We start from the raw sequence: 1,215 nt of genomic DNA, 5'->3' as shown, positions 1-1,215 counted from the left end.
CTAAGCGTGTTTCTAGCTCGCTGATAAGACGTGAAACCTGTGCTGTGGTCAGATCCATCTGCTCAGCTGCTGCTGTGAAACTCCCGCTATCAATCACTTTCAGGAATGCATGCATTGCATGCAAAAGTCCACCATCGAGATTTTTGCGCATAACGTAAATATCTTTTCCTAAATTACGGATTGTTGCACCAGTTTAGATCAACCACAATGACTAAATGTACATACATTGGCACTAATTCTTTTTTAAGAAGAGGAACCGATCTTTTTTATTTCGTATGTCACTTGCTCCAAATATTCAACTGGATGTTGAAAAAAGAAAGTAGTCCGAGCTACTAAAAATTCTAAGGAGATATAAATGAATATAGCTACAAAAGTCACTCCAAATATTATTGCAACAAAGGATGTGTCACTTGAAGATAAATATGTAAGTGATAACGGTACAGCATTTATGACCGGCATTCAGGCACTTGTTCGGTTGCCTCTTGCCCAAACTCGCCGTGACGCGATCAATGGTTATCATACTGCTGGTTTTATTTCTGGTTATCGTGGCTCCCCTATTGGTAACTATGATAATTTCCTTTGGCAAGTTGAAGGATTACTTAAATCCCATAATGTCGTATTTCAACCTGGTGTAAACGAAGACTTGGCTGCTACCGCAATCTGGGGTACACAACAAGCAAATCTTTCAGGTCAAGGCAAATATGATGGAGTGTCTTCATGGTGGTATGGTAAAGGCCCGGGTGTTGACCGTTCAGGCGATGTACTCCGCCATGCTAACTTAGCTGGTACCTCTGAACGTGGTGGTGTTGTTGCTTTATTCGGTGATGACCACTCATGCAAATCTTCTACAGTTCCCCACCAGTCTGAACATGTCATGATTGGTTGTGGTATTCCAATTTTCTACCCAACATCCGTTCAACAAATTTTAGACTTTGGTGTTCACGCCATTGCAGTTTCACGTTTTTCTGGTCTTTGGACTTCCATGAAGCTGGTTAGTGAAATTGTAGAAACTTCCGCTTCAGTTCATGTCGACCTAGACCGTGTTACTCCTGTTATACCAGAAGATGTTAATTTCCCAGAGGGTGGCGTCAATATTCGTTGGCCAGATCATGGCATCCAACAAGAAGAACGTCTTTATAAATATCGCTTACCAGCTGTTTTGGCCTATGCCCGTGCGAATAAAATCAATACCGTAACATGGCCTTGTGAAAATGC

The 1,215-nt window shown here is 41.7% G+C and carries 1 protein-coding gene and 1 pseudogene; one reads left to right on the top strand and one right to left on the bottom strand.

Annotation, left to right across the window (positions count from 1 at the left end; all coding sequences use genetic code 11):
* A partial coding sequence (locus VXQ92_RS19230) for a helix-turn-helix domain-containing protein (protein ID WP_416682876.1) occupies positions 1-151 on the bottom strand: 151 nt, incomplete at its 3' end.
* Positions 152-355: 204 nt separating this feature from the next.
* On the opposite strand from VXQ92_RS19230, the pseudogene VXQ92_RS19225 reads away from it, so the two are divergent.
* Positions 356-1,215 (top strand): annotated as a pseudogene (locus VXQ92_RS19225) (indolepyruvate ferredoxin oxidoreductase family protein); the annotation flags it as partial.

It is taken from the genome of Acinetobacter sp. 228 (assembly GCF_048147885.1).
The sequence above is the reverse complement of the archived record's forward strand: the minus strand, read 5'-3'. Positions and strand labels throughout refer to the sequence as shown.